The organism is Psychroflexus gondwanensis ACAM 44 (assembly GCF_000355905.1).
Lineage (GTDB): Bacteria > Bacteroidota > Bacteroidia > Flavobacteriales > Flavobacteriaceae > Psychroflexus > Psychroflexus gondwanensis.
Genome location: NZ_APLF01000010.1, coordinates 24,771 through 44,352, shown reverse-complemented (window position 1 = coordinate 44,352; position 19,582 = coordinate 24,771). Strand labels below are relative to the sequence as shown.

Sequence of the window (19,582 nt, the reverse complement as noted above, 5' to 3'; positions counted from 1 at the left end):
TGATTTACTTGAGGAACAAAATAAGTCTAAAAAATAATATCCATCAATGATTTATAAAGCAAAACAATCCTAAACGAATTATTAATCTTTAGTATCTTTACTTTTAAATCAATTTATCTATGGGTTTTATTACTGCGAGTGAAATTGCAAATGGTCTCAATTTATCCAAATTTGGGATACTTGGCAATGTAATGGGTAACTTCATTATGCAGACGACTAGGATTTCAGAACTCAATGACATTTACGATGAATATGCTCACTTGGAGGGGCTTGAATTTATAGATGCCGTTCTTTTGCATCTCGATGTAGAGTTCGAAATTCCCGAAAAAGACCTCAAGCGTATTCCTAAAACAGGACCTTTTGTTACGATTTCTAATCATCCTTTAGGAGCTGTAGATGGCTTAATCCTTATTAAATTATTTTTAGAACACCGACCTGACTTTAAGGTAGTCGCCAATTTTTTGCTCCATCGGTTACTGCCTTTAAAGCCCTACATCATGCCTGTAAACCCGTTTGAAACTAGAAAAGAGGTAAAGTCGAGCCTTTCTGGGTTAAAGCAAGCTCTAGCTCATATACAGTCTGGAAGTCCTTTTGGGGTTTTTCCTGCCGGAGAAGTGTCGACCTATCAGGAAGGGCGAAGGGTGGTAGATAAACCCTGGTCCGACGAGGCGATGAAGTTGATTAAAAAAGTAGAAGTCCCTGTGATTCCAGTATATTTTCACGCTAGGAATTCCGCTTCATTTTATCGCTTATCCAAGCTGAATGATGCGCTTAGAACTGCAAAGCTCCCTAGCGAAACGCTTAATCAAGGACATAGACCTATTCGGGTAAGGATAGGAAATCCAATTTCGGTAGCAGATCAAAATGACCTAACAGACTTGGATAACTACTCCAGTTTTTTAAGGCAAAAAACCTATTTCTTAGCAAATTCATACGAAAAGAAAACGCTATTAGAAAATTTACCTAAGCAGATTAAATTCCCTATAAAACGACCCCCTAAGACCATCGCCAACGAAATAGCTTGCGAGGCCTTAGAAGGAGAAGTACAAGCTTGCAGAGACCAATCAAGACGGCTTCTGGTGAGCAATAATTACGAGGTTTTTATTGCAGAGCGAAAGTACATCCCAAATATAGTCTTAGAAATAGGCAGGCTAAGGGAAATCACCTTTAGGTCTGTGGGTGAGGGGACTAATAAATCTGTAGACCTAGACCATTACGATGACTTCTATCAGCACATGTTTTTGTGGGATAACCAAGCCAAGAAATTGGTGGGAGCTTATAGAATGGGTCTAGGAAAGGATATTTATAAAAAACACGGAATTGATGGTTTCTATCTCAATGAGCTTTTCCGATTTGAACCCGAATTGCATAAAATGTTGAGCGAGTCCATAGAAATGGGTCGGGCGTTCATAACCGCCGAGTACCAACAAAAGCCAATGCCCCTTTTTTTACTCTGGAAAGGAATTGTACATTGTACGCTGAGGTATCCAGAACATAAATACCTTATTGGTGGAGTGAGCATCAGTAATAAATTCTCTAACTTTTCAAAATCTATGATGATTGAATTTATGAAATCCAATTATTACGATCCCTACGTGGCTCAATTTGTAAGACCCAAAAAAGAGTTTAAAGTGAAGCTAAAAGATGCCGACAAGGATTTTATTTTTGATTCTACTAAGGCTAATTTGAATAAATTTGATAAAATTATAGATGAAATTGAACCTGGTAACCTCAGGCTTCCAGTTCTCATCAAAAAGTATATTAAGCAAAATGCTAAAGTTGTTGCTTTTAATGTGGATCCACTCTTCAATAATTCTGTAGATGGGCTCATGTATATCCGGATAGAAGATATTCCTGAAAGCACTGTAAAACCGGTTATGGAAGAATTTCAGGTCGAACTGGAGCAGCGTAACTCTAATTAAACAGAAACCTATGTCAACATTATTTTCTAAAATTATTTCAGGAGACATACCCTCCTATAAAGTAGCAGAAAACGATGACTTTATCGCTTTTCTGGATATAAACCCCAATGCTAAGGGCCATACTCTTTGCGTTCCCAAGGTGGAAGTCGATAAGATTTTTGATCTAGGCGATGAGACCTATTTGAAGCTTATGGCCTTTTCCAAGAAAGTCGCCCATGGTCTCGAGTCTGTTGTTAATTGCAAACGAATTGGTATGGCTGTAGTGGGTCTTGAAGTCCCACACGTCCACGTGCACCTTATTCCGTTACAAACGATGGATGACATGCGTTTTGAAAAGAAAGTGTCTTTAACAGAAGATGAGTTTCAAGAATTAGCAAAATCGATTAGAGAAAAGATTATTATTTGATGCAAGAGATTGAACGTAAATTCCTAGTCCATTCCGATGCTTATAAGCGGGAAGCTTTCAAAAGCTTAAGAATTGCTCAGGGCTTTCTCAATTCTGAAAAGTCCAGAACAGTGAGGGTTCGTATGACAGATAAAAAAGGCTTCCTGACGGTCAAAGGGCTAAGCTCAGCTTCTGGATTATCTAGATTTGAGTGGGAAACTGAAGTTTCTTATGAAGAGGCAAAAGCCTTGCTTAAATTATGTGAGCCTGGTCAAATTGAAAAGAGGCGCTATTACGTTAATGTGGGACAGCATATTTTTGAAGTCGACGAATTTTATGGAGAAAACCAAGGGTTAACCATCGCTGAAATTGAACTTTCGGCGGAGGATGAAACTTTCGAGACGCCTGCTTGGTTAGGGCCTGAAGTAACTGGCGAACCCAAATATTACAACTCTATGCTTTCTAAAAACCCCTACAAACAGTGGGTATATAAAACTCCCTAACTGGGAGTTTTTTACTTTTTATTCACTTTAGGTAAAACTCTAAATTTATTATTGTTTGTTTTTGGCCTCTATGCTCAAGGTGGCATGCGGGACTAAGATTAAACGTTCTTTACGAATCAACTTTCCAGTCACACGGCAGATTCCATATGTTTTATTTTCAATACGGATGAGTGCATTTTTCAAATCACGGATAAATTTACCTTGGCGAATAGCCAATTGAGAATTGGCCTCTTTACTTAAGGTGTTACTCCCGTCGTCAAAGGATTTAAAGGTTGGAGCAGTATCTTCTGTATCGTTGCTGCTTCCGTTCTTGTAAGCATCTTCGTATAACTGTAGTTGCTTTTGAGCTTTTTCAATTTTGTCGAGAATCAGTTTTTTGAATTCTGCTAGGTCGTTATCGGAATAATATTCCTTTTGTTTACTTTGTTCTATCATTTTACGTTTGTTTTTCAATAGCTAAAACGGTGACTACATCATCAAATTCTATCTGTAATCCGTTTTCAACTTTCTCTGTTAGATTTATAGTATTGGTTAGGGTTTCTGTTTTTATATAGTCTAAGTTATCGTGAACAGCTTTAGAAAGATGGTTTCCGTCTTGAAGGTTGATAACGATTCTATCGGTCACTTCAAGGCCAGAATCTTTTCTTAGGTTTTGAATCCTGTTGACCAGTTCTCTAGCAATTCCCTCATTTACGAGTTCCTCGTTAAGGGTCACATCCAGTGCTACTGTCAATCCATTTCCACTAGCAACCAGCCATCCTTCAATATCTTGAGAAAGGATTTCAACTTCTTCTAGGCTGATCATGGTCGCCTCTCCATTTACCTGTAGTTCAATTGCTTTTTGGCGTTCAAGGTGAGCGATAGCCTTCGCATCCATCTTTTGGATAGCTTGTGCTACATGCTTCATATTCTTTCCAAATCGAGGGCCTAATACTTTAAAGTTAGGCTTGATATCTTTCACGAGAATACCCGAGGTGTCGTCTATAAACTCTATGGTTTTCACATTAATTTCAGATTTAATAAGCTCAGCCACTTCAGCGATTTGTTCTTTAATAGTAGGATCCAAAACTGGAATCATTATCCTTTTTAAAGGTTGCCTTACTTTTATCATTTCCTTCTTTCTCAAGGATAGGGCAAGCGATGAGATAGCCTGTGCCATCTGCATCTTGTGCTCTAATTCTTTGTCGATAAGGGAAAGATCTTGTTTTGGAAATTCGGCCAAATGTACGCTCTCTTTGTGATCCCCAATAGTACTTGATGTTAAATCTTTGTACAGCCTATCAGAAAAGAAAGGAGCTACTGGAGCAGAGAGCTGTGCAATGGTCTTTAAACACGTAAACAGGGTTTGGTAGGCTGAAATTTTATCGCTTTTGTACTCTCCTTTCCAGAAGCGTCTTCGACTTAATCTCACATACCAATTACTCATATTTTCTTGAACAAATTCTGAAATTGCTCGCGTGGCCTTTGTAGGTTCATAACTCGCATATAGCCCATCAACGGTTTGTATAAGCGTGTTTAATTCTGAAAGTATCCAGCGGTCAATTTCAGGCCGCTTAGCCAATTCAATATCGTCTTCTTTGTACTCAAAATGATCCAAATTGGCATACATAGAGAAGAAGGAATAGGTGTTGTAGAGTGTTCCAAAAAATTTACGCTGAACCTCTCCAATACCATCTAAATCAAACTTCAAATTATCCCAAGGGTTTGCATTGGTTATCATATACCAGCGAGTAGCATCTGGGCCGTAGGTTTTCAAAGTTTCAAAAGGATCGGCAGCATTCCCTAAACGCTTGGACATTTTTTGTCCGTTTTTATCTAAAACCAGTCCGTTGGAGACGACATTTTTATAGGCTACATCATCAAAAATCATCGTAGCAATAGCATGTAAGGTATAAAACCAACCTCGGGTTTGGTCTACACCTTCAGCGATAAAGTCTGCAGATCGCCAGGTGTTTTCGACTTTTTCTTTATTTTCAAAAGGATAATGCCACTGAGCATAAGGCATAGATCCAGAATCGAACCACACATCTATAAGGTCTGCTTCTCTCTTCATGGGGTGTCCAGAAGGAGATACTAAGGTGATTTGGTCAACGATATTTTTATGTAAATCTACAGTTTCGTAGTTCTCATCACTCAGATCGTTGATATCGAATTTTTCAAAAGGATCGGACTCCATTATCCCAGCGTCTATGGCTTTTTGTATTTCTTCTTTAAGCTCTTTTATAGACCCAATGATAATTTCTTCTTTGCCTTCTTCGGTTCTCCAGATGGGGAGAGGAATTCCCCAATATCTTGAGCGAGATAGGTTCCAATCGTTGGCATTTGCCAACCAGTTCCCAAAACGACCTTCGCCAGTAGAAGCGGGCTTCCAATTGATTGTTTTGTTGAGGTCGTGCATCCTATCTTTAAAGTCAGTTACTTTAATAAACCAGGAATCCAAAGGATAATAGAGGATAGGCTTATCGGTTCTCCAACAATTTGGATAAGAGTGAACGTATTTTTCTACTAAAAAGGCTTTATTTTCTTCCTTCAACTGAATGGCGATTTCTACATCTACAGATTTCTCAGGAGCTTCTCCATCCTCGTAGTATTCGTTTTTGACATACTTACCTGCAAGATGTCCAACTTCCGATCGGAATCTCCCTTTCAGATCGACGAGAGGAACTAGGTTATCATTTTCATCCTTCACGAGCATTCCCGGAACTTCTGGTTGAGTTTGTTTACAAACCATCGCATCATCTGCACCAAAAGTGGGAGCGGTATGCACTATACCTGTTCCGTCTTCAGTAGTAACAAAGTCTCCTGCGATAACTCTAAATGCGTTTTCTGGAGTGTAATACGGCTGAGCAAACTTCATTAATTGCTCATATCTGGATTCTACTAGATCTTTTCCTTTAACAGCTTTCGAAATTAAGTAAGGAATTTTTTTATCGCTTTCTTTATAGCTATGAAGTTCTTCTTCTGAGTCGACTTTCACAAACTTCTTTTTGAAAAGTGAAGAGACGAGGTCTTTGGCAGCTATGACATTGGTAGGTTCGAAAGTGTATTGGTTGTAAGATTTTACAACAACATAATCAATTTTTTTTCCTACGGTAAGTGCTGTATTACTTGGCAGTGTCCAAGGGGTTGTGGTCCAGGCTAAGAAGTAAATCTCCCCTTCTATATCTTGTAAGTCTTTTGGTAATGTAGATTTAATAGCTTTGAACTGAGCTGTTACCGTTGTGTCGGTCACATCTTGATAGGTTCCTGGCTGATTAAGCTCATGAGAACTTAAGCCAGTTCCTGCTTTTGGTGAATAAGGCTGTATAGTGTAGCCTTTGTAAATCAGGCCTTTTTTATAAATCTCGGATAATAGCCACCATACGGTTTCCATGTATTTGGACTTGTAGCTCACATATGGATTTTCCATATCTACCCAATAACCAATCTTCTTGGTTAAGTCGTTCCATACGTCGGTATAACGCATTACAGCTTCCTTACAGGCTTTGTTGTAATCTTCTACCGAAATTTTGGTTCCTATGTCTTCTTTAGAAATTCCAAGTTCTTTTTCAACTTTAAGTTCTACGGGTAAGCCATGCGTATCCCAGCCTGCCTTACGTTTAACTTGAAATCCTTTTTGGGTTTTGTATCTGCAAAAAATGTCTTTAATGCTTCGAGCCATCACGTGATGTATCCCAGGCATTCCATTGGCAGATGGTGGGCCTTCAAAGAAAATGAATGGTTCTGCACCTTCTCGCTCGTCTACACTTTTCTTAAAAATAGCATTTTCATCCCAAAAAGTGATGATATCATCTGCGATTCTTGGAAGGTCAAGTCCTTTATACTCAGGAAATTTGTTGCTCATTTTTGCTCGATTTCTAATAGTTCGCAAAAATAAGGATTTTATCCAAATGACACTGCTGTAATTGGAAAATCTAAAAATGAACTTTATTTTAAATTTTCACGCCGAGGATAAAGCTAAAAACTATGGCTTTATAGTTTACAAAATCCTGAAACGAACTTAAGACTTCAGGATAAAACTATCATATTTTATCCCTATCCAAGTGCTTCAGAAGTTTCAATTCAACTTAACTTCAGTTTTTCTTTACGATGTCTAGACGCAAGATTGAAGCTTACATTAAGTTGAGGTAAGTATCTAGGCTTTTAAACTTGCTGCATTAAATTCCGAAGAAAAAAGCATTGAAGAAAATTTTTTAAAATAAAACATCGACGACGTCTTCAATTTTGGCGACACGGAGGATATTGATTTTATAATCGGTTTTTGGGAGTTTACTCTGTTTCGCAATTAATATGGAAGCAAAACCAAGTTTTTCTGCTTCTATAACCCGCTGTTCTACGCGAGTAACCGGCCTTATTTCTCCTGCTAAACCGACTTCGGCAGCAAAGCAAATGTCTTTTGAAATAGAAACATCTTCGTTGGAAGATAAAATAGCGGCGACGACGGCCAAGTCTATGGCGGGGTCGTCTATACTAATACCTCCTGTGATGTTTAGAAACACGTCTTTGGCCCCTAGTCGAAATCCTGCTCTCTTCTCTAAAACTGCCAAAATCATGTTGAGCCGTTTAAGGTTATAACCCGTTGCAGATCGTTGAGGAGTGCCATAAACAGCAGAGCTCACCAGCGCTTGGATTTCAATCATCATAGGCCTCATTCCTTCGAGAGTTGCAGCAATGGCTGTTCCACTTAGGTGAGTTTCAGTTTTTGAGATAAGTATGTCAGAAGGATTGGAAACTTCTACCAGACCCCCTGCTTGCATTTCATAAATACCCAATTCGTGGGTGGATCCAAATCGATTTTTGTGAGCTCTTAGGATTCGGTAAGCGTAGTTTTTATCTCCCTCAAACTGAAGAACAGTATCTACCATATGTTCCAAAACCTTGGGTCCTGCAATGCTTCCTTCTTTGTTGATATGCCCTATCAAAATGACGGGGACATTGGTTTCTTTGGCGTATTTTATAAGCTCGGCGGTACATTCTCTTACTTGAGAAACGCTACCTGGTGAACTTTCTACATAATCGGTATGTAGGGTTTGTATAGAATCTATGATTAAAATTTCTGGCTCTAAAGTTTCTATTTGAGAGAAAATAAGTTGGGTTTTGGTCTCAGAAAGAATAAAACAGTTGGACTCCTGTTTATTGATTCGCTCTGCTCGCATCTTAATCTGCTGTTGACTTTCCTCCCCTGACACATAGAGGACTTTTTGTTTGAAGCTCAAGGATAGCTGAAGCAACAATGTACTTTTACCAACCCCGGGTTCACCTCCTAGTAGGGTGATGCTGCCGGGGACTATCCCTCCTCCTAAAACCCTATTGAACTCTTGATTGGAAGTCGGAATTCTTATTTCTTTTCCAATCTTGATGTCATTGATGCGTTGTGGTTTCGAAATCCTTTTGGGAGAATTGGAGGTGTAGGGTTTCCAGGTTTTCTCAGGTTTCTTTTCTACCACTTCTTCTGCCAGCGTATTCCATTCTTTACAAGCGTTACATTGTCCTTGCCATCTGGCATATTGAGCCCCGCAGTTTTGACAGAAATAGGTGGTTTTGGTTTTTGCCATAAAATTAATATCCAAATGTTTGTATAAGTGCATCTGCCTTTCCTAACAGAACATCACTGTTGAGGTATCCAGCACTTTCTAGGCCATAAGCCGCTTGATATTCCTTGATGGCTCTTTTTGGCTGGCCAGCTTTCTCAAAATAGCGCCCTTGAAAATAGTGGTGTAAAACAGTACCCGAAACTTCCTTTTTGGCAAGTTTACTCAAGTTTTGGTAATCATCCCAAAGTTCTTTTTCTTCTATAGCATCTGCTGTTTTAAGAAAATCCACCACTCTTACAGGAATTTCTAAAGCATATAATTCTTGGATTGTAAAGTATTTATCTTCTAGGTAAGTGGAAGGAGATGAAGAGGTAAGTAATTTAGATTGATATTCTAAGTCTGATATAGGACCATAGGTTTCGAAAATGGAGGTCAAGGCTTTTGGAATCGCATCTGCTACAAAGCTAAAATGATCTTTATCTTCAAAAGTCTCAAAGCGATAATTGACATTAGGATTTTTACAAATTGCTAAGTAGGAATCCAAGGTTTTTATTTTATTTTTTAATTCAGGGATATCATTTTCTGCCGTTCCCAAGTAATACCAAATCTTATTGTCAATTTTATCCAATTTTCTTTTAAGCCGTTCTGGTAATAGTGGGGTAACGTCTGGACTGAAATTGATATAACCGCTGAAAAGAGGGTTTTGCTTTAGAAGATAAAAGTTTGAAAAGTTGGCCATATAGTCCAAACCTGCAATGATAGCAAATGGAGTAGTTCTGTAATTATCGTCTAGATATTTTAAAACTTCTAAACCAATAAACTCATAGAAATCTGCTCCAGTGGAGGTAGGCAACTCATCCACTTCGTCTAGAAGTCCATCTTCACGGCGGTGTCCAGCTTGATTGATCCCTACAACGATGGCTTCTGGAATGATTTCCCAGTAACTCAAATAGTCGACATTGCCTGCAAAGGGTTCGAATAAATAATCACCATCCAAGACAATAAGAATAGGATACTCTTTTTCACTTGAGTTGTAATTTCTGGGTAATTGAAGTTTGATTTGTCGGGACTCCTTCAGAATAGATGAATTGACTTCTATGTATTCGGTTTGGGAAAAAACTTCAGAATGTTGAAAAAAAAAGCAAATAAATAGAAGTAAAATTAGCTTCATAGTTGTTGGTTTGGACTGCTAATGTACTAAAATTATCGTCTATTTAATAGGGGCAAAATTATAAAGGAAAGCCCTCCTAAGACAATGACTAGGGCAGTTTGTGTTCCCCACATCACCCATCCAAAGGCTTCTCCTGTGGCGTTGGAAACACCAAAAGCGTTGAATGCTATACCTATGGCGATAGGATACAAGCCTATACCACCATTGGTGATAGACATTGCAAAGGCTCCAAAGATGAAAGCGACCAAAGTGGCCTGTATTCCTAAGTCCTGTGTATCTGGAAAAGCAAATTTTAAGACGTAAAACATACCGACATAAAGTCCCCAAATAAAAAACGTATGTAGTAAAAACTGCTTTTTTTTCTTCATTGAAAAGACACTTTTCATTCCTTTAAAGAGTTCTTCAATGAAACTTTTGAGCTTTTGGACCAAGGTATTTTTGCTATTTTTTATAATTCTAAAGCCGATGATTAGCATTAAAATCATGGAAACAATGATGATTCCTCCAAAAAAAGGATTGATATTTTGACTTTTAAAAAAACTAAAAATTTTATCGCTTTGTGAGAGGGAGGCTATTCCCACAATAGAAAGCAGCATTATGAGATCCACCAGCCTTTCGGTAATGATAGTCCCGAAGGTTTTTTCGAACTTGACCTCTTCATAAGAGGCTAAAGTAGCACCTCTTAAAACTTCACCAGATCTGGGGATGCCCAAATTCGCCAAATACCCTAGCATCAAGGACAGGAAACAATTGTAGAACTTTGGAAAGATTTGAACAGGTTCCAGTAAAAATCTCCAGCGATATGCCCTAGACAAATGAGAAGCAATACCCATGACTAAGGAAAAAGCAACCCAGGTGATGTCTACATTTTTAATGTTAAACCACAATTGACCGAGCTCTTCCGAGGTGAATTTGGACAAGGAAAACCATATAAAAAACAGGCCTAATGCCATTGGGCCAACTGTTCTCACCCATTTTTTGATGGCTTTTTTCATAATGGTTATTTCAATAGATTTTTCTCATTAGGGAAAACCAACTTAGGTTGAAATGTTTTCGCTTCTTCTGGAGTCATCATGGCATAAGCCATCAAGATAAGAATATCTCCAGGCGATACTTTTCGAGCAGCAGCACCATTTAAAGTGATTTCACCACTTCCTCTTTCCCCAGGTATTGCATAAGTTTCAAGTCGTTCGCCATTAGAATTGTTAACGACTTGTATTTTTTCTCCTTCCACTAGGTTGGCAGCATCCATAAGATCTTCATCTATAGTAATACTTCCAATATAATTGAGGTCTGCACCAGTGACAGTCACTCGGTGGATTTTAGATTTAACGAGGTGTATTTGCATATTAAAATTAGTTGAGAGCCATATTATCTATTAGTCTTACGTCGCCAAGGAATGCGGCTATAAATCCTCTGTAGGCTTCTTTTGGTTCTTTGGTTGTTGTTGGGATAAGGTCTTTCGTTTTTACAATCGAAAAGTACTCCAGCTCCAGTGCGCTTTGTTGAAATCTCTTCTTGACTTCTTTTTCAATGTCTAGAATACTGTAATCATCGAACATACTTCTGGCCTGAGTTAATGCTTCAAAAATCAATTCAGCCTGTTTGAGCTGAGTGTCGTTAAGCCTGAAGTTTCGAGAACTTTGTGCGAGACCAAATTCATTTCTGTTGGTTGGACATCCTATGATTTCGACCTTCTGACCGGTGATGGTTACTAGCTTTTTGACTGCCATGAGCTGTTGATAATCTTTTTCGCCAAAAAAGGCTTTGTCTGGATCAACAATAGTGAATAACCTTTTTAAAACACTACCAACCCCATCAAAATGACCAGCTCTAAACTCGCCTTCCATGAAGTCTACTATACTGCCAAAGTTATAGGACTCAGATTTAAGGCCATCTGCATACACCTCTTCAACATTTGGAGTGAAAACTAGAGTTTTAGAGTTGTGTTTTTTTAAAAAAGCAGCATCTTTTTCTATATGTCTAGGGTATTTTTCCAAATCTGAGGCATTATTGAACTGCGTTGGATTTACAAAAATACTAACGACAACGACATCACAAAATTTATAGGCGAAGCTTATGAGGGCTAGGTGCCCGTCGTGAAGAGCCCCCATTGTGGGTACTAGCCCAATAGTCTCTCCTTTGTTTTTATTGATCTCCAAAGTTTTATGAAGGAATTCTTTCGATTTTATTACCACAAGTAGTGTATCTGTTTTGGATCTGCAATATTAATATTTTAACGGGAAACCGCATAAATTTTTGTAAATTTGCAATCTTTTTGACATTAATCCGTAATGTAAATATTTTATGAAAGATAAACGCATTTTATACGTTTCATCCGAGGTTGTACCTTATTTGCCAGAAAATGATATTTCTTCAACTGCTTTTGAAGCTCCAAAACTGATAAACGCCGCTGGTGGTCAAACGCGTATTTTTATGCCAAGGTTTGGTAATATCAATGAGAGGAGGCATCAACTTCATGAGGTCATCCGCTTGTCTGGAATGAATTTGGTAATCAATGATTTGGATATGCCCCTGATCATAAAAGTGGCTTCCATCCCAAAAGAAAGAATGCAAGTTTATTTTATCGATAATGAAGACTACTTCAAGAGGAAAGCTACGTTTTCTGATGAAGATGGTGTGTTATTTGAAGATAACGATGAGCGCGCCATTTTCTTTGCAAAAGGGGTCATAGAAACCGTGAAGAAATTGAACTGGTCTCCAGATATTATCCACGTTCATGGTTGGATGTCTTCTTTACTTCCCATGTATTTGAGACATTATTATGGAAATGAGCCTTTATTTTCTGAATCTAAAATTGTGACGTCTATATACAATCAAAGTTTTGATGGTGCGTTAGATGAAGATATGAAAAAGAAAGTTTTGTTTGATGGAATTGAAGATGATGCTATTGCTCATTTGGATAATCCAACTTACAGCAATATACTGAAAGTTGCGATAGACAATTCTGATGGTTTGGTGATTGGGAGCGAGGAAATCTCTGAAGACCTGAAGGCCTATATCGAAAAGCTAGATCTTCCTACTTTGCCTTACACAAAACGAGAAGAAATGGCAAATGCTTATCAAACCTACTACTTGAAAGATATTTTAAATGAAGAAGAAGATTAATTCTATGTATAAAGTTGCCTTAAGAAGTTTAGCCTCAGTTTTTGCTTTAGTGTTGTTATTGTCCTGTGAGAATGAATATTCAGAAGTCGGTACAGACTTTATTAATAGTTTAGAAGTTCCTCCACCTTACGAATTAGACAATATAGTGGCTTACAGCGAGAAATATACTTCGGTACAAACCAATGGATTTAATAATTACTTTTTAGGAGGATACGTAGATCCGGTATTTGGTATCTCCGAAACTAAAATCCTTACCCAAGTCAGTTTATCACAAACGAGACCTGATTTTGGAGAAAATCCTATAATAGATTCAGTAGTATTTACTCTTCCTTTTTTTAGTAGAGAGATAGAATCTGGGGTTTATGAATTGGATTCTATTTACGGAGAGGGGAGTTTCAAAATTAATATTTACGAGTCCAATCAGTTTCTTAGAGACTTAGATCCTGGTGAAAATGGAGAGTTTGAAGAGAATCAAATTTACTACTCAGATCAAGGGGATGAATTCAGCCCAAATATAGAAAATACGCCTTTGGTGACTTCAGACGTGATAAAGCCAACAGATTTAACAAACAGCGTTATTCTTTTTGAGCAAACTACCACAGACCTTATAGATACTTTAAATCTTTCACCTAGAATTCGTATTAAAATGCCAACTCAGTATTTTCAAGAAAAAATACTCGCTCCTGAAAATTCTCAATTTTTAGTTAGTAATAATGCATTCAGAAACTATTTGAGAGGGTTTTTAATTGAAGCGGAGCAACAACAGCCAGTGTATTCCATGTCAATGTTCAATCTTGCGAATGCGGATGCGAATATTACAATTTATTATAACAATGAAACTCAGGTTGAGGAAGAGGATGGAACGACTACAACTGACACCCTTTATAGTCAATACGCTTTGAATTTTGGTGGAAATAAGTTGAATTTATACGATAATAATTTCAATGTAGATTTATCTAACCAGAATATAGAAGAAGGAGAAGAAAATATTTATTTGAAAGGAGGAGAAGGCTCTTCTGCAGTGATAGAACTTTTTACAGGGCCAGATACAGATGGAAATGGCGTGTCTGATGAGTTAGATCAATTAAGAGAAAACAACTGGTTGATTAATGAGGCCAACTTGAATCTTTATTTAAATGAAGAGGTAGCGCCATCTAATAAAAATAGGATTAATAGAGTTTTCTTGACAAATTTAGACGATCAAAGAGTTCTTGAAGATTATAGAAGAGATCCTACAGCTGCTGATAATCCTAATTTATCAAGACAAGTTCATCTAGGTCCTTTAAGGTTAGATGAAAACGGTGAGCCTTTTTATAAAATAAGATTAACATCTTACATCAGCAATATTTTAAATAACGATTCAACTAATGTGCGACTAGGTCTTTATGTTTCTTCCAACGTGAATCAAACCAGTTTGGTTAACACTAGGAATTCTCAATCAGAGGCTTTTGAGTTTGTTCCAAGAAGCATGGTAGAGACTCCAAGGGGTATTGTAATTCACGGTAACCGATCTGCTGTAGAAGCTAAAAAACTCAAGTTGAACATATTTTATACAGAAACTAACTAATACAATATTATGTGCGGAATTGTAGGATATATAGGAAAAGAGCAAGCTTATCCCATTATTTTAAAAGGCTTAAAGCGTCTTGAATATAGAGGATACGACAGCGCCGGCATAGCTATTTACGATGGAAACGACCTTAATATTTGTAAAACAAAAGGCAAAGTAGCAGATTTACAGCATAAATGTGAATCTGAAATTGCGCTTAAAGGAACCGTTGGAATAGGTCATACCCGTTGGGCTACCCACGGGGAGCCTAATGATGTGAACTCACATCCTCATTGTTCTAATTCAGGTAAACTGGCGATTATTCATAATGGAATTATTGAAAATTATGAATCTCTAAAAACAGAATTACAAAACAGAGGATATATATTTTCATCAGACACAGATACTGAAGTGTTGGTCAATTTGATAGAAGATATCATGATCAATGAGAAAGTAAAGCTCGGTAAAGCAGTACAAATTGCCCTTAACCAAACCATAGGCGCTTATGCCATAGCTGTTTTTGACAGAACCAAACCCAATGAGATTGTCGTGGCTAGACTTGGTAGCCCTTTAGCTATTGGTGTAGGTGACGACGAATATTATATAGCTTCCGACGCTTCCCCTTTTATTGAATATACCAAAAAGGCCATTTATCTTGAAGATGGCGAAATGGCTGTTGTGAGATTAGGGAAGAAGATTAAAGTTAGAAAAATTAAGGATGATTCTTTAGTAGACCCTTATGTTCAAAAGCTTCAATTGAACCTTGATCAAATAGAGAAAGCAGGGTATGAACATTTCATGCTGAAAGAAATTTATGAGCAGCCTAGCGCCATAAAAGACACCTACAGAGGTAGAATGCTTGCAGACCGTGGAATCATAAGGATGGCTGGTGTTGATGATAACTTAGAAAAATTTTTAAACGCTAAGCGAATTATAGTCGTGGCTTGCGGAACCTCTTGGCATGCTGGCTTGGTCTCCGAATATATTTTTGAAGACTTGGCTAGAATCCCAGTCGAAGTTGAATATGCCTCAGAATTTAGGTATCGTAATCCTGTGATCAACAAAGACGATGTCGTGATTGCAATTTCTCAAAGTGGTGAAACCGCAGATACGATGGCGGCTATCAAGCTAGCCAAAGAGAACGGAGCTTTTGTTTTTGGAGTTTGTAATGTTGTAGGGTCTTCAATATCTAGGGAAACCCATGCAGGTGCTTATACCCATGCGGGCCCAGAAATAGGTGTAGCCTCGACAAAAGCCTTTACCACTCAAATTACTATTTTGAGTTTAATGGCACTAAAACTAGGAAAAGCTAAAGGGTCGATTTCCAATTCAGATTATCACATGTATTTGAATGAAATGGAGCAAATACCTTCAAAAATAGAGAAAGCTTTACAGTCCAACGATCATATTATGAAAGTTGCCGCTGTTTATAAAAATGCTAAAAATTGCCTATACCTTGGTAGAGGTTATAATTTCCCTGTTGCGCTTGAAGGGGCACTTAAGCTTAAAGAAATTTCATACATCCATGCAGAAGGTTACCCAGCTGCAGAGATGAAACATGGCCCAATCGCTCTTATAGATGAACATATGCCTGTAGTTGTTATTGCTACTAAAAAAGGGCATTACGAAAAGGTAGTGAGTAATATCCAAGAAATTAAATCTCGAAAGGGTAAAATTATAGCGGTTGTCACTGAAGGGGATACGTCTGTGAAGAACATCGCAGACCACGTCATAGAGGTTCCTGAAACTTTTGAAGCTCTTACTCCCTTGCTAACGACTATTCCTTTGCAACTTTTCTCCTACCATATTGCAGTTATGCTCGGTAAGAACGTCGATCAACCCAGGAATCTTGCGAAATCTGTAACCGTAGAATAGAATCAATCATTTTTTATAAAATAGGTCTTTGTTATAAAAGATTTATTTAAATAATATATATTTGCAAAAATTTTAAATACGGCTTTTTTAGAAAAGCCATCAAATAAAATCCTTAGATAATGTCTAAAGTTAAAGGTAAAATCAATAAAATTATAGGTCCGGTTATCGATGTAGAATTCGAAAACACTAAAGACTTGCCAAGAATCTATGATTCATTGGAGGTTAAACGTGAAAACAAATCTGACTTAATTCTTGAAGTTCAATCTCATATTGGTGAAAACACTGTGAGAACCATTGCGATGGATTCTGCAGATGGATTAAGCCGTGGAGTAGAAGTCTTGAGTACGGGATATCCCATACAAATGCCAATAGGTAAAGATATCTATGGCCGTTTGTTTAATGTCACAGGAGATGCTATTGATGGATTAGGAGATCTTCCAAAAACTGGAAAAGATGGAATGTCTATCCATAGAGATGCGCCTAAGTTTGAGGACTTAGCGGTCTCTACAGAAGTGCTTTTAACCGGGATTAAAGTTATCGATTTGATTGAACCTTACTCAAAAGGGGGTAAGATTGGATTGTTTGGTGGTGCTGGTGTTGGTAAAACCGTTCTTATTCAAGAATTGATTAATAACATCGCTAAAGGTCACGGTGGTCTTTCTGTATTTGCTGGCGTTGGAGAACGAACAAGAGAAGGAAATGATCTGTTGAGAGAGATGCTTGAATCTGGTATTATCAAATACGGAGATGATTTTATGCATTCTATGGAAGAAGGCGGATGGGACTTGGAAAAAGTGGACAAAGCTGGAATGAAAGAATCAAAAGCGACTTTCGTTTTTGGACAAATGAACGAACCTCCTGGAGCTCGTGCTCGTGTGGCTTTATCGGGCTTAACGATCGCAGAATATTTCCGTGATGGTGCAGGGGAGGCACAGGGAAAAGACGTTCTTTTCTTCGTGGATAATATCTTTAGGTTTACTCAAGCAGGTTCAGAAGTATCTGCATTGCTTGGACGTATGCCTTCTGCCGTTGGTTACCAACCAACCTTAGCGACAGAGATGGGAGCTATGCAAGAGCGAATTACATCGACCAAAAAAGGATCTATTACTTCCGTACAAGCGGTTTATGTTCCTGCAGATGATTTAACCGATCCAGCTCCAGCAACAACATTCTCTCACTTGGACGCTACTACAGTATTGTCTAGAAAAATTGCAGAACTTGGTATTTATCCAGCAGTAGATCCATTGGATTCTACCTCTAGAATTTTAACCAGAGAAATTCTTGGAGATGACCATTACGACTGTGCACAACGAGTTAAGGAACTATTACAAAAATATAAAGAATTACAAGATATTATCGCCATTTTAGGTATGGAAGAATTATCTGAAGAAGATAAACTTTCTGTGTCTAGAGCACGTCGTGTACAACGATTCCTTTCACAGCCTTTCCACGTTGCTGAGCAATTTACTGGTCTTAAAGGAGTGTTGGTAGATATTAAAGAGACCATTAAAGGATTCAATATGATTATGGATGGTGAATTAGATCATATTCCAGAAGCTGCTTTCAACTTGAAAGGCTCTATTGAAGAGGCGATTGAAGCAGGTGAGAAAATGTTGAACGAAAACTAGTCTGAAACTTAAACACATGCATTTAGAAATAGTAAGTCCAGAGCAAATAATTCTAAGCGATGAGGTAAAATCCGTCAGCGTTCCAGGAATTAATGGAGAGTTCCAGATGTTGGACAATCACGCTCCCGTGGTGTCCGTCTTAAAGAGTGGATCTATCAAGCTAGACTCTTCTGTAAACTTACCTAAGGGTTCAAAAGATAAGTTTTATCAAGAAGATTCAAAAATGTGTTTTGATATTTCTGGAGGTGTTATTGAATTGAACGATAATAAAGTTGTTATTCTTATAGACTAATTAACCTCGGTTTCATAAAAAAATAAAAGCGCTAATCTTAAGGTTAGCGCTTTTTAGTTTTTATGAAGTATAAGGCTTATAATTTCATTTCAGGAATGTCTCCTTCTACGATTAAATCTCCTTCGGTTGCTTGTTGAATAGCTTCTACACTTACTCCTGGAGCTCTTTCCAAAAGTCTGAATTTTTTATCTACAATATCGAGGACGGCCAAATTGGTTACTATTTTAGTAACGCATTCAACTCCCGTTAACGGTAAAGAACAGGTCTTTAAAAGCTTAGAGTCTCCAGCTTTATTGGTGTGCATCATCGCTACAATTATGTTTTTTGCAGAGCCTACAAGATCCATAGCGCCGCCCATTCCTTTCACCATCTTACCTGGGATTTTCCAATTGGCGATATTTCCATTTTGAGCGACTTCCATCGCCCCTAAAATGGTTAAGTCAACGTGTTGACCGCGAATCATGCCAAAGCTGAGAGCTGAGTCGAAAAAACTAGCGCTGGGTAATGCAGTAATCGTTTGTTTTCCGGCGTTAATGAGGTCTGCATCTACATCTTCTTCCCTCGGGAAAGGCCCCATTCCCAAAATTCCATTTTCGCTTTGGAATTCTAATTCAATGTCGTCTCTCACATAATTGGCTACGAGAGTAGGTATACCAATGCCCAGATTTACGTAAAAGCCATCTTGGACTTCTTGGGCAATCCGTTTTGCAATTCCATTTTTATCTAACATAAGTCTTTGGTTTCAAAAGTTGATTTTTAAGATTGTGTGGTTCTCTGTTCAATTCGCTTTTCGTACTTCTCTCCTTGAAAAATGCGCTGAACAAAAATACCTGGGATATGGATGAAATTAGGATCGAGTTCTCCTGGTTTTACAAGTTGTTCGACTTCCACCACAGTAACTTTGGCTGCTCCACACATTAATGGATTGAAGTTTCTAGCGGTACCTTTAAAAATAAGATTTCCAGCTTCATCTCCTTTCCATGCTTTTACAAATGCAAAGTCAGCCTTGAAAGCCTCTTCCATGATATGCGGTTTTCCATCAAAATCTCTAACTTCCTTTCCTTCGGCGACTTCGGTACCATAACCGGCAGGGGTATAAAAGGCAGGAATACCATTTTGCGCAGCTCTACATCGTTCGGCTAAAGTGCCTTGTGGAATTAAATCTACTTCCAATTCTCCGCTGAGCATTTGTCTCTCAAATTCAGCGTTTTCTCCTACATAGGAAGAGATCATTTTTTTGATTTGTTTTTTCTTCAGAAGCAAGCCTAGTCCAAAATCGTCAACACCGGCATTGTTTGAGATGCAAGTCACGTCTTTCACATTGCGTTTCACAAGTTCTTGAATACAATTTTCGGGAATACCGCTAAGGCCGAAGCCTCCAAGCATAAAGGTCATTCCATCGTGAATGCCCTCTAAAGCTTCGGTAACATTATTTACAGTTTTATTGATCATGAGTTTATTAATTTAGGTTGAAAATACAGAATTTTAAAACGCTTTCCAATTTTATAGGGCTTCGTTGAGTGAACTTAACTCAATCAGGTTAAGTTTTAAAATTATCAGTTTTAAGATGGTTTTAGATTTTGAAGGCAGTAAT

At 38.0% G+C, this 19,582-nt stretch carries 17 protein-coding genes; 8 read left to right on the top strand and 9 right to left on the bottom strand.

Annotated elements, in window-relative coordinates:
* Window positions 1-119 precede the first annotated feature (119 nt).
* From PGOND44_RS10770 to PGOND44_RS10760, 3 genes are read left to right on the top strand one after another with little or no spacing between them, the layout of a single operon-like run.
* Window positions 120-1,922, top strand: a complete 1,803-nt coding sequence (locus PGOND44_RS10770; RefSeq protein ID WP_003441522.1) for a GNAT family N-acyltransferase — start codon at window positions 120-122, stop codon at window positions 1,920-1,922.
* Between the two features lie 10 nt (window positions 1,923-1,932).
* Window positions 1,933-2,328, top strand: coding sequence for an HIT family protein (locus PGOND44_RS10765; protein ID WP_003441520.1), 396 nt, complete (start codon window positions 1,933-1,935; stop codon window positions 2,326-2,328).
* Window positions 2,328-2,810, top strand: coding sequence for a CYTH domain-containing protein (locus tag PGOND44_RS10760; protein ID WP_003441517.1), 483 nt, complete (start codon window positions 2,328-2,330; stop codon window positions 2,808-2,810). Before PGOND44_RS10765 ends, PGOND44_RS10760 begins: the two co-directional genes overlap by 1 nt.
* 48 nt (window positions 2,811-2,858) lie before the next feature.
* Here the strand turns inward: PGOND44_RS10760 and PGOND44_RS10755 are convergent, their stop codons facing one another.
* From PGOND44_RS10755 to panC, 7 genes are all read right to left on the bottom strand, one after another.
* On the bottom strand, window positions 2,859-3,245 hold the full coding sequence (locus PGOND44_RS10755) for a TraR/DksA family transcriptional regulator (RefSeq protein ID WP_003441514.1): 387 nt from the start codon (window positions 3,243-3,245) through the stop codon (window positions 2,859-2,861).
* Window position 3,246: 1 nt separating this feature from the next.
* Complete coding sequence (gene ileS / locus PGOND44_RS10750; protein ID WP_003441511.1) at window positions 3,247-6,654, bottom strand: isoleucine--tRNA ligase; 3,408 nt, start codon at window positions 6,652-6,654, stop codon at window positions 3,247-3,249.
* 349 nt (window positions 6,655-7,003) lie between these two features.
* Window positions 7,004-8,365, bottom strand: a complete 1,362-nt coding sequence (gene radA / locus PGOND44_RS10745; protein ID WP_003441509.1) for a DNA repair protein RadA — start codon at window positions 8,363-8,365, stop codon at window positions 7,004-7,006.
* Window positions 8,366-8,369: 4 nt separating this feature from the next.
* Window positions 8,370-9,515 (bottom strand): alpha/beta hydrolase, encoded by a 1,146-nt coding sequence (locus PGOND44_RS10740; protein ID WP_003441506.1) that lies wholly within the window; start codon window positions 9,513-9,515, stop codon window positions 8,370-8,372.
* 32 nt (window positions 9,516-9,547) lie between these two features.
* Window positions 9,548-10,510 (bottom strand): lysylphosphatidylglycerol synthase transmembrane domain-containing protein, encoded by a 963-nt coding sequence (locus PGOND44_RS10735; RefSeq protein WP_003441502.1) that lies wholly within the window; start codon window positions 10,508-10,510, stop codon window positions 9,548-9,550.
* Between the two features lie 5 nt (window positions 10,511-10,515).
* A complete protein-coding gene (panD, locus tag PGOND44_RS10730) occupies window positions 10,516-10,863 on the bottom strand; it encodes an aspartate 1-decarboxylase (protein WP_003441499.1) in 348 nt (115 codons plus the stop codon).
* 7 nt (window positions 10,864-10,870) lie between these two features.
* Window positions 10,871-11,713 (bottom strand): pantoate--beta-alanine ligase, encoded by an 843-nt coding sequence (gene panC, locus PGOND44_RS10725; protein ID WP_040556060.1) that lies wholly within the window; start codon window positions 11,711-11,713, stop codon window positions 10,871-10,873.
* Between the two features lie 109 nt (window positions 11,714-11,822).
* Here panC and PGOND44_RS10720 point away from each other — a divergent pair, with 109 nt between their 5' ends.
* From PGOND44_RS10720 to PGOND44_RS10700, 5 genes are all read left to right on the top strand, one after another.
* A complete protein-coding gene (locus PGOND44_RS10720) occupies window positions 11,823-12,644 on the top strand; it encodes a glycogen/starch synthase (protein ID WP_003441492.1) in 822 nt (273 codons plus the stop codon).
* A complete protein-coding gene (locus tag PGOND44_RS10715; RefSeq protein ID WP_003441489.1) occupies window positions 12,628-14,211 on the top strand; it encodes a DUF4270 domain-containing protein in 1,584 nt (527 codons plus the stop codon). The genes PGOND44_RS10720 and PGOND44_RS10715 overlap by 17 nt, the downstream gene beginning before the upstream one ends.
* Before the next feature lie 9 nt (window positions 14,212-14,220).
* On the top strand, window positions 14,221-16,068 hold the full coding sequence (gene glmS / locus PGOND44_RS10710) for a glutamine--fructose-6-phosphate transaminase (isomerizing) (protein ID WP_003441487.1): 1,848 nt from the start codon (window positions 14,221-14,223) through the stop codon (window positions 16,066-16,068).
* A gap of 119 nt (window positions 16,069-16,187) precedes the next feature.
* Entirely contained in the window at window positions 16,188-17,696 is a 1,509-nt protein-coding gene (atpD, locus tag PGOND44_RS10705) for a F0F1 ATP synthase subunit beta (RefSeq protein WP_003441482.1), read from the top strand.
* Between the two features lie 16 nt (window positions 17,697-17,712).
* Window positions 17,713-17,988: a F0F1 ATP synthase subunit epsilon gene (locus PGOND44_RS10700; protein WP_003441478.1), complete on the top strand. Its 276-nt coding sequence runs from the start codon at window positions 17,713-17,715 to the stop codon at window positions 17,986-17,988.
* 76 nt (window positions 17,989-18,064) lie between these two features.
* On the opposite strand, the gene PGOND44_RS10695 is transcribed toward PGOND44_RS10700, so the two are convergent.
* Together PGOND44_RS10695 and PGOND44_RS10690 are read right to left on the bottom strand one after the other, a co-directional pair.
* The gene (locus PGOND44_RS10695) at window positions 18,065-18,718 is read right to left on the bottom strand and encodes a 3-oxoacid CoA-transferase subunit B (RefSeq protein ID WP_003441475.1); all 654 of its coding nucleotides are present in this window, start codon (window positions 18,716-18,718) and stop codon (window positions 18,065-18,067) included.
* 26 nt (window positions 18,719-18,744) lie between these two features.
* Window positions 18,745-19,440 (bottom strand): CoA transferase subunit A, encoded by a 696-nt coding sequence (locus PGOND44_RS10690; protein ID WP_003441472.1) that lies wholly within the window; start codon window positions 19,438-19,440, stop codon window positions 18,745-18,747.
* Between the last annotated feature and the right edge of the window lie 142 nt (window positions 19,441-19,582).